The organism is Lewinella sp., assembly GCF_050633125.1.
Taxonomy (GTDB): Bacteria; Bacteroidota; Bacteroidia; order Chitinophagales; family Saprospiraceae; genus Lewinella.
In genome coordinates, this window is the sequence record NZ_JBOEFX010000184.1 from 1 (window position 1) to 8266 (window position 8266).

General features: G+C 45.8%; 8 protein-coding genes and 1 tRNA gene. 3 read left to right on the forward strand and 6 right to left on the reverse strand.

Translation table 11 applies throughout. The features are described from left to right. Positions 1–142 precede the first annotated feature (142 nt). Positions 143–1057, reverse strand: coding sequence for a serine hydrolase (locus ACRBG0_RS27460; RefSeq protein ID WP_431490030.1), 915 nt, complete (start codon positions 1055–1057; stop codon positions 143–145). A gap of 199 nt (positions 1058–1256) precedes the next feature. On the opposite strand from ACRBG0_RS27460, the gene ACRBG0_RS27465 reads away from it, so the two are divergent. Beyond that, on the forward strand, positions 1257–1697 hold the full coding sequence (locus ACRBG0_RS27465; RefSeq protein WP_431490031.1) for a hypothetical protein: 441 nt from the start codon (positions 1257–1259) through the stop codon (positions 1695–1697). Positions 1698–1858: 161 nt separating this feature from the next. Here the strand turns inward: ACRBG0_RS27465 and ACRBG0_RS27470 are convergent, their stop codons facing one another. Together ACRBG0_RS27470 and ACRBG0_RS27475 are read right to left on the reverse strand one after the other, a co-directional pair. Then, the gene (locus ACRBG0_RS27470) at positions 1859–2560 is read right to left on the reverse strand and encodes a LytR/AlgR family response regulator transcription factor (protein ID WP_431490032.1); all 702 of its coding nucleotides are present in this window, start codon (positions 2558–2560) and stop codon (positions 1859–1861) included. Between the two features lie 9 nt (positions 2561–2569). Then, positions 2570–3688, reverse strand: a complete 1119-nt coding sequence (locus ACRBG0_RS27475; RefSeq protein ID WP_431490033.1) for a sensor histidine kinase — start codon at positions 3686–3688, stop codon at positions 2570–2572. A gap of 529 nt (positions 3689–4217) precedes the next feature. Between ACRBG0_RS27475 and ACRBG0_RS27480 the strand changes: the two genes are divergently transcribed. Then, on the forward strand, positions 4218–4931 hold the full coding sequence (locus ACRBG0_RS27480; RefSeq protein WP_431490034.1) for a ComF family protein: 714 nt from the start codon (positions 4218–4220) through the stop codon (positions 4929–4931). 244 nt (positions 4932–5175) lie between these two features. Here ACRBG0_RS27480 and ACRBG0_RS27485 read toward each other — a convergent pair. Beyond that, positions 5176–5249: transfer RNA gene (locus tag ACRBG0_RS27485), tRNA-Ile, on the reverse strand. A 320-nt stretch (positions 5250–5569) separates the two neighbouring features. Beyond that, positions 5570–6055, reverse strand: a complete 486-nt coding sequence (locus ACRBG0_RS27490; RefSeq protein WP_431490035.1) for a hypothetical protein — start codon at positions 6053–6055, stop codon at positions 5570–5572. A gap of 372 nt (positions 6056–6427) precedes the next feature. Between ACRBG0_RS27490 and ACRBG0_RS27495 the strand changes: the two genes are divergently transcribed. Then, the gene (locus tag ACRBG0_RS27495; protein WP_431490036.1) at positions 6428–7780 is read left to right on the forward strand and encodes a TlpA family protein disulfide reductase; all 1353 of its coding nucleotides are present in this window, start codon (positions 6428–6430) and stop codon (positions 7778–7780) included. Positions 7781–7958: 178 nt separating this feature from the next. On the opposite strand, the gene ACRBG0_RS27500 is transcribed toward ACRBG0_RS27495, so the two are convergent. After that, a partial coding sequence (locus tag ACRBG0_RS27500; protein WP_431490037.1) for a GIY-YIG nuclease family protein occupies positions 7959–8266 on the reverse strand: 308 nt, incomplete at its 5' end.

Below are 8266 nucleotides of genomic sequence, written 5' to 3' on the forward strand. Positions count from 1 at the left end.
ATTTCCCAACAAGCTCTAAGCTAAAATTTCAGTACGCTTTTGCGGCTGTTGTATAAGATTATATAAAGGTAATGTGTGCGACTTTGGCGCTCCGTTCAGCAAGCTGAACGGAGCGTTTTACGTTACTCAAAGCAGGTAATAACTATGGCGTAGCAGCTAACACTTTTTCTATTTCAAGTACCAGTTCCCTGCAAATTGATTCTCCAGCAGGATCATCAATGAGAGCGACGAGGATATACCGACGATCTGGCCCGAGTACCATAACAGAGTCTGAGTGATAGGTCTTCCAAGAGCCAGACTTACGGAACAGCGTCGCCTCCGGAGCAATGCGGTCAAGGGTATTGACAAACTTGTGGTGCAGCGCCGGATCAGCAAGGATATTCATCATTTGTTGTGAGCGTTCCGGGTTCACAAGGGCCTCTTCTGCCAGCAAGTAATAAAACCGGCAAACCTGGGTGCTGGTAGCAGCATGACTCAAACCCTTCATGGGTTCTGGGTGCCGCCCTCCCCCACTGCCATAGCGTTTACCTACCCACAAGCCACCACCTTGCTGCTTGTCGTAGAGCCTGTACTCAGGATCGGTAAGCACGGCCTCAATTTTATCGAAGCCCACCCGGTCAATCATTCGAGTAGAAGCCTGGTTGTCCGAGCGGCTGATCATCAACCGCATATCTCGTTTTACCTCAGCAGTTTCTTTCAGCTCTCCCTTGTCGATAGCATCCATAGCGGCCAGAAGTACTGCAATTTTAGGCAGGCTGGCAGCGTACATCATATGGTCGCCATTAAGCTGTGCAAAACGAGGAAGCTCTGGATCTTGTAAATCCACTAGACTCACCGCCATTTTCTTGTGGCTAATCAAGTTTTTCCAATCCGATCGCTGATTTAGAATACCATCCAATCGGAGTTGTAATTCTTCATCTACTAAGGTTCTTAACGGTGCAACGACCGTGTCTGCCTCGGGGGCAACAATAGTAGGATTCAGGGGCATAGAACGCTGCTCTCCGCTAAAAAGGATGAGCAGACCTACGCAGGCTGCAAAGACAATAGACTTGTGCATGAAATGATGGGAAGATCGGGTCAGTTGAATCCACGAAATTCAATGCAATATTCTACCTTATTTTCCTAATTTGGTTTTTTATTTAGTTAATGTTTCAGAAAATAATTATCAATCATTTTACCTCTTCTAAAACTTTAACCTCTTTGTAACAAGCCGAATACCTTATCTTTGCGTTATACTAAGGAACAAAAACCAAATCATGCGTATTCTTTGCATTGTTTTACTTTCCGCTCTTAGCATTGGCGTTGTATACGGCCAGGAAACCACGGAAAATATTTGGCAGTCTTTAGCCAAAATAACCTACACCAAACAGTACGATGAACTCTTGGGATTCAAGGTCGACGTACCCGTTTTTAGTGAAGAAGTAAAAGCACTAGAGGGACAGGAAATTGAAATCAAAGGCTATGTCATCCCCGTTGAGGGTTACAAAAGCCATACGGAATTCATCTTTTCGGCCTTCCCCTACAATATGTGCTTCTTCTGTGGCGGTGCCGGTCCAGAAACGGTCATGGAAGTCTACGCCGACGAGGCTATCCAGTACAAAACGGAAGCCATAAGAATTAAAGGCACCCTGGAGTTAAATGACTCGGATATCAATCAGTTGATGTATGTGCTTAGGGATGTGAGGTTGGTGGAGTAGGGTTCTGCCTTATTATTACCCTTTCTTTATTGGAGCAAGCAGTAGTGATGTAATGTACACTACTGCTTGTTTCGTTTTTGAGAAGAAGGAAAGGGTTCTAAGTTCCTCCTTGAATAGCTTTCTTATATGGTTCAGCCTAAAAACATAAAACCCGCCTATCCCTACGGCAACAACGCCATTACCTGCTGCTTGAAGGTTTGCCCAATAGGTACTTCGTGGTTAGCCAGATAGATGCGGTTGCCAGCTATTCGGTCGATCTTGGTGGTGGCGACGATGAAGGATTTGTGGACGCGCAAAAAAGTCACTGACGGCAATTGCTGGACGTAAAAAGAGAGCGGGGCGTGGGTGAGCAACATGCCCGTGGGGAGGTGAACCTTGGTGTAGCTACCGTAAGCTTCGAGGAACAAAATATCCGGCAAGTGGAGGTTGTGGTAAGCTTTGTCGCCTTTGACAAACAAGCGCTGTAAGGTGGCATCGGTAGTAGGCCTAGATACTGGCGGTGGCGCAGGTGCCTGTGCCGGAAAAGCATTATTGATAGCCTTGAGAAAACGTTCGAAAGAGAAGGGTTTGAGAAGGTAGTCGGCTACATTGAGCTCGTAGCCTTCCAGAGCAAACTCCTTGTGGGCCGTGGTCACTATCACCTTGGGTGGCTGGGCCAGGGTACGCAGAAAATCGAAACCAGAGAGCCGGGGCATGTGCAAGTCGAGAAAAATAAGATCCACCTGGTGTTTCTGGAGATAAGCGAGTGCTTCGAGTGCGTTGTAGCACTGCTGCTTGAGTTGCAGATGCGGAATCTCATCCGCAAATTTACGGATGAGATTATGAGCTAGCGGTTCGTCGTCGACAATAAGGTATTTGATCATTAAACGTAGTTATCCTATAGTTAAAACAGCTTGATACACATTGTCTACTGTCTTCGTTTCAAGGGTGTAATTAGCAGGGTAGACGAGGTCGAGACGACGGCGAAGGTTTTCCAAGCCAATACCGTCAGTCGTTGCGACTTGTGCTTCGGGATCGAAATTATTTTCTATAGAAAAGACGATCTGGTTGTTTTTTGCGACAAGCTTCATCTGAATATAAGCATCTTCCAGTAAATGTTCGGCACCGTGCTTGAAAGCGTTCTCCAATAAGACAATAAACAGCAGCGGCGATACTTCAACGCCCGCATCAAGATCCTGATAGAAGCTGATACGAACTTGGTGGTGATGCCTGATCTCCTGAAGTTCGAGGTAGTTTTGCAAATAGGTTACTTCTTCCATCAGCGGTACCCATTCCTTTTTCCCTTCGTAGATAGTGTAACGCATCATCTCGGATAGCTTCACGATCATCTCCGGTGCTTTTGGCGATTGCTCGACGGTGAGGGAATAAAGGTTATTGAGGGTATTGAAGAAAAAGTGCGGGTTGATCTGCGATTTGAGCAAGGCCAGCTCGGCTTCGGCTTTCTCTGCACGGATGGATTTCAGCCACTTCCATTGCTGGTAAACCCAAAGCAGCAACAACAACGGCACCGGCCAAAAGAAGGCCGCGTACAATACATCAGAATTGGCCTGAAAATAATCGGGCGTAAAACGGGCGACTGCAAAAACAGCCAGGAGCGCCACGTAGCTACCTACAATGACCCACTGGTACAGCCGAAAAAAAGCAGGGGCCATCCAGCGTAGCAGGTAGAGCGCAGCAGCAACCAAAAGGGTAATGGTCAGCGGATTGTCGTCGATAGCGGAGGAACTGCCTACCACAATGGCCGAAACGAGCAGTCCTCCCATGATCCCCATATGCCCAAGAAGCTGCATTTTGTGTGTAACCCGATCAAAGCGGTACAACAAAAAAGCAAGAAACAGCCACCAGATAGTGAAAATAGTCAGGTTGGCTGCCGTCTCGTTGGGGTCAATGAGCAGGAAGCCAATCATCCGCAGGACAACAATAAAAAAGAAAGTAATCAGCGCGCCCAACCAAAGTGGGCGATAGCGTTGGAGCAATGTATTTGTATTCATATTCCAAAAATAAGTCCTGTCGTAGAGAGCAACTAAAATTATGCACCAATAACAAGGTAAGCGATATGAACACACTGTTTTTCAGCATCAACGCAGTTGGTGCTAAAAAGCAGCATTCCATTATCGGGGTGAACCACCAAGTCGTTGACAGGAATGTCTGGTAAATCACCGTTGATATCCTGCCAGTTTTCGCCAATAAAGCACGTCGCTTAAGGGCGCTTTTATACGCAACACCATCCAGTTTCCCGGCAGGAAAAGCCCGTTGACGAAACAACCAATCAACCGGACTTTGCTCTGATCCCGTAGAATCATTCGTCATCTCAGGTTACGTGCAACTCAAGATTCTGGCCCCGATAAACAGGCAAGCTAGGAGTGGACATAAGAGGTACATTCTTTTTTTTGCGGAAGATAAGAGTCTGTTGCGGAATCTCCATACCTTTTGCTAGCGTGGCCTCCAGTGTTTCAGACAATTTCTCTGACAAATTTTAGTAGCTTAGCAGCGGTAATTAGTCTTTAAAACCAATCCATCTTGGCCAATATCAATACCCGCCACTTTCGTTGGTTGCATGATTTTTTCAACCTGCTTTATCCGAAGCTTTGTCTGGCATGTGGGAGTAATTTGCCGCCAAATGACGAACTGCTTTGTCTGAGTTGTGAATTTCAACTACCCAAAACCAAGCAGTACGAACAAAAGGAAAACGCTTTTACAGAAATCTTCTGGGGAAGGGTGCCATTACAGTCAGGGGCTGCCCAATATTATTTTTCTAAATCTGGTCGAGTACAACGCCTGATTCATCAGCTCAAATACGAGCATAAACCTGAAATTGGCCATCAGTTGGGTGTATTATTTGGGCGGCAGTTGCGCGAGCAAGATCACTTCAAGGACATTGATGCCATTGTGCCCGTACCCCTCCATCCTCGCAAGCAGCACCAACGCGGATACAATCAGGCCGCTGCTTTTGGGGCAGGGCTGGCGAAAAGTATGGAGTTACCCCATTACCCTTATGCTCTCGAACGGCCAGAACATGCCGAGTCGCAGACCCGTAAATCACGCCAGGAACGATTGGAAAATGCACAGACTGCCTTTCGGGTCAAGAAGCCCCAACTCATCACTGGCAAGCACCTCTTACTAGTAGACGATGTACTTACAACCGGTGCGACTATGGAAGCTTGCGCGAGCCAGCTATTGGCCGTACCCGATACGAAAGTGAGCATGGCGACGATGGCGATGGCGAGTGACTAGAGAGCAGCTTTATGATGAAGCCTTTTCTCTCCTTCTAATTGTGGGAACTGGTGGTAACGATCCACCATTTCCGGAGCTTCAATCCGGCGCATAGACCATCTTTGCTAAGTTCCCTTTATAAAAAAATAAAAGTCCCCTCACCAGGAATCGAACCTGGTTACCCGGAGCAAAAATCCGGTGCATCGCCTGCAATGCTTTGAAGGGATATAGTCTACCCAGTCAGTTTTTTTTGTAGACTATTGAGTGCTTGTGGATGGAATCGAACCACCAATCTTCCGCGTATCAGACGGATGCGTTAACCAATTACGCTACACAAGCATTTCAAATAATAACAAAAGCGCCTCCCGAATCAACGGAAGGCGCTTTTGCACTGTACAGCCAGGACATAAGACTTCCGTTAAGGCGCTAGCCCTTTACCGAAAATCTTAAAAATGTGCTGTGCTGAATACATGTTATTTGCTTATTTGGTGAGGATAACCAGCAATGCGAGGAAAGAGTTCCCCCTCGTTTATTTTTTTGTAGAATTTTAGAGAATCGGTCATCTACATGATCATTGCGTAGAGGGATGGAAACGTCCTATTTTATATAACGCAGCCTCCTCTTTCTATCTTCTAGTAGATACTTCTATACCGAAGTGGCTACCGGAACATATCGTCATAACCTGTATCATTCTTCGGAGGAGGATCAGCGCGTAATGGTGGCTCCAGTGTAGGAAGGTCCATCGTTTCACTGTCCAGTTCTTCGTATTCTACAAACTCGCCATTTTGCTGGCGATCTGCCTCTGTTTGTACATCTTTTATCTTTTTGCGTAGTAATGCTTTTCCCAGCAAGAAAAGAGATACGACTGGCGCGCCAATAATAGTGAGCGCGCTCATCGCTATCCCGGCCACTGCGTTGCTTTTAAATAGCTTTCCAATCCAACCAAAATAATTGAGGATAACTTTATGATCTATAATTGCAGTAGCAATGACCATTACTGGTAACAAAAACCAGAGAATCTTAAATAGAATCTGTACAAAGTAAAAAAGGGCAAAAAAGAAAAGAATAGCTACCACGATGCCAACGATGCCCTGGAAGGGGCTTTTGTTGTTGCCACCAAATTGAAAGGAGCCTTGGGTAGTCATGTCGTTATTGTTGTTGATTCTCTGATAATTTCGGGCTTTAGCTTAACCACAAAGTTGTCAGAAGAGGTTATTGTTTTGTTGTTGGGGCTTTCAGGTATAAATATAAAGAACCTGAGGGTTCAGGAAATAATCTTTATCAAATAAACGATTTCTAATCGTAAGAGGTTGGCAAAGGTGCCGTTGTTTCGACGAGAGATAGCTTTTTATCGAAGTATCTGGTAGCTTTACTTATCAGCGGAAGCCCCAAACACCCTCTTAAGTTGTCATTCCGCTCAATAAGACCTAATTTTGTTTCTTTAGTATACCCGGCACTAAGTGAGAATATTCCAGATTACTTAGTGCCGGGTGTATAAAAATTATAATCCTTATACGATGCGTTATACGATTTTACTTTCTCTCTTTCTGACTGGTTTTTTACTTCAGGCGCAAAACACGCTTATGGTGAAAGCCGAAACCCAAGGCTGTACGAAAGACCTGGCTTTGTATACCTTTGATGGCACATCTTTCAAGCCCCTAATAGCCGCTAGTGGCAACGATAATATTTACGAATTTGAAATTCCAGCAGGCGGACACCGTTTTTACTATTTCGGTCCTGATCCTACCAAACTGCAACCCATTGTACTAGGGGAAGAGGAAGGCGTAATCCTCAACACCAGCTGCAACGGCAAACTTCCGTTTGCGGTCAAAAACTCCGTTATCAATGACCAATATTCGTCGCTGAAAGACGCTTTTAATGCGATCAACCAGGAAAATCAGCAGGCGGTACAAATGTATCGAATGAGTTTTCGTAATGCAGAACTAAAACCCCAGGCTATCCAAAAAATGGCCGTGGTAGATCAGCGTCGGATCAGCTTATTGGATTCGTTGAAAACGGCCAACCCTTTCCTTGCCAGGGTCGCAGCCCTCAATACTTACCTGAGTTACTTTAATTATGGAGAAGAAGCGTACGATAACGAAATAGCCTACTTTGCACGCGAATTCTTCCAGTTTGTAGATTGGGAAGACGAAGCATACCATGAGTTACCATGGGTTTATGAGAGTTTTAAAAACTATACCAACACCCTTTCTCAGGTGTATACAGACAAGGAAGCCTTTACTGCTGCCGTAGACCCAATCTTTACTGATATCCCCCAAGGTAGTATGGCAGAAAAGCTGGCCCTGGGAGGTATTATTTCTATTTTGAAACAAAAAAGCCATCCTGCTTTTGTTGATTATGCTCAGCAGTTTATCGACCATTTTAGCGAGCTGGATCCACGGGCTACAACTGATTTGGCCAAACAAATCGAAAGCCAAAAAAGCTTCCTGATTGGCGGCGAAGCTCCTGATTTTACGCAAGCTACGCCAGATGGCGGGTCTATCAGCCTGAGCGATCTGCGCGGCAAGGTGGTGCTCATTGATTTTTGGGCAAGCTGGTGCGGCCCTTGCCGGAAGGAAAACCCAAATGTGAAGCGCGTCTACGATGTTTACAAAGAACAAGGCTTCGAAATACTAGGCGTCAGTCTTGACAGAACCCAAGATCGTTGGTTAAAAGCGATTGAGCAGGATGGCCTCCAGTGGCTACAAGTCAGCGACCTTAAGGGCTGGAAAAACGAAGTGGCACAGATGTACAGTGTGAGCTCTATTCCTCATACCATTCTACTGGATGCAGAAGGTAAAATCATCGCTCGTGGTTTGCGCGGCGCGCAGTTGGAGGCGAAGCTGGCTGAAATTTTTGGCGTTGATTAAAGATATTCACTCCATCAGCTCCGGCATGAAACCCGGCATTATGGAGCTGACTTTGAGGTGTTAAAAACAAAAAGAGCCCGAATGTTACCATTCGAGCTCTTTTTTCGTAGCGTGAGAGTGACTTGAACACTCGACCTCGGGATTATGAATCCTAACCAGCTGGGTTGCGTAATCAAAGTCATTTGGTGGACTGGTCGAAAATTTTCCCGTTGGTATTTAGGAGATAGCGGTCTTCAAGAATCTGGCGCAGTTGGCTTCCGTCTTCTAAAGAACTGGGCCCAGCGTTCTCGCTGTAGTGCTGCTGTTTTTCTGGAAAAATTTCGAAATACAGTAAGATGAGTGGCCTGCGGTACTTTGTAGATTTGTTTCGCCCGGCATCGTGTTGTAAAATTCTAGCTGGCAGATCGGAACTGACCCCTTTGTATAACCGACCATCTTTGAGGCTGTAGAGAATGTAAAAATAATACATCAGAGAAGGGTTTAGAC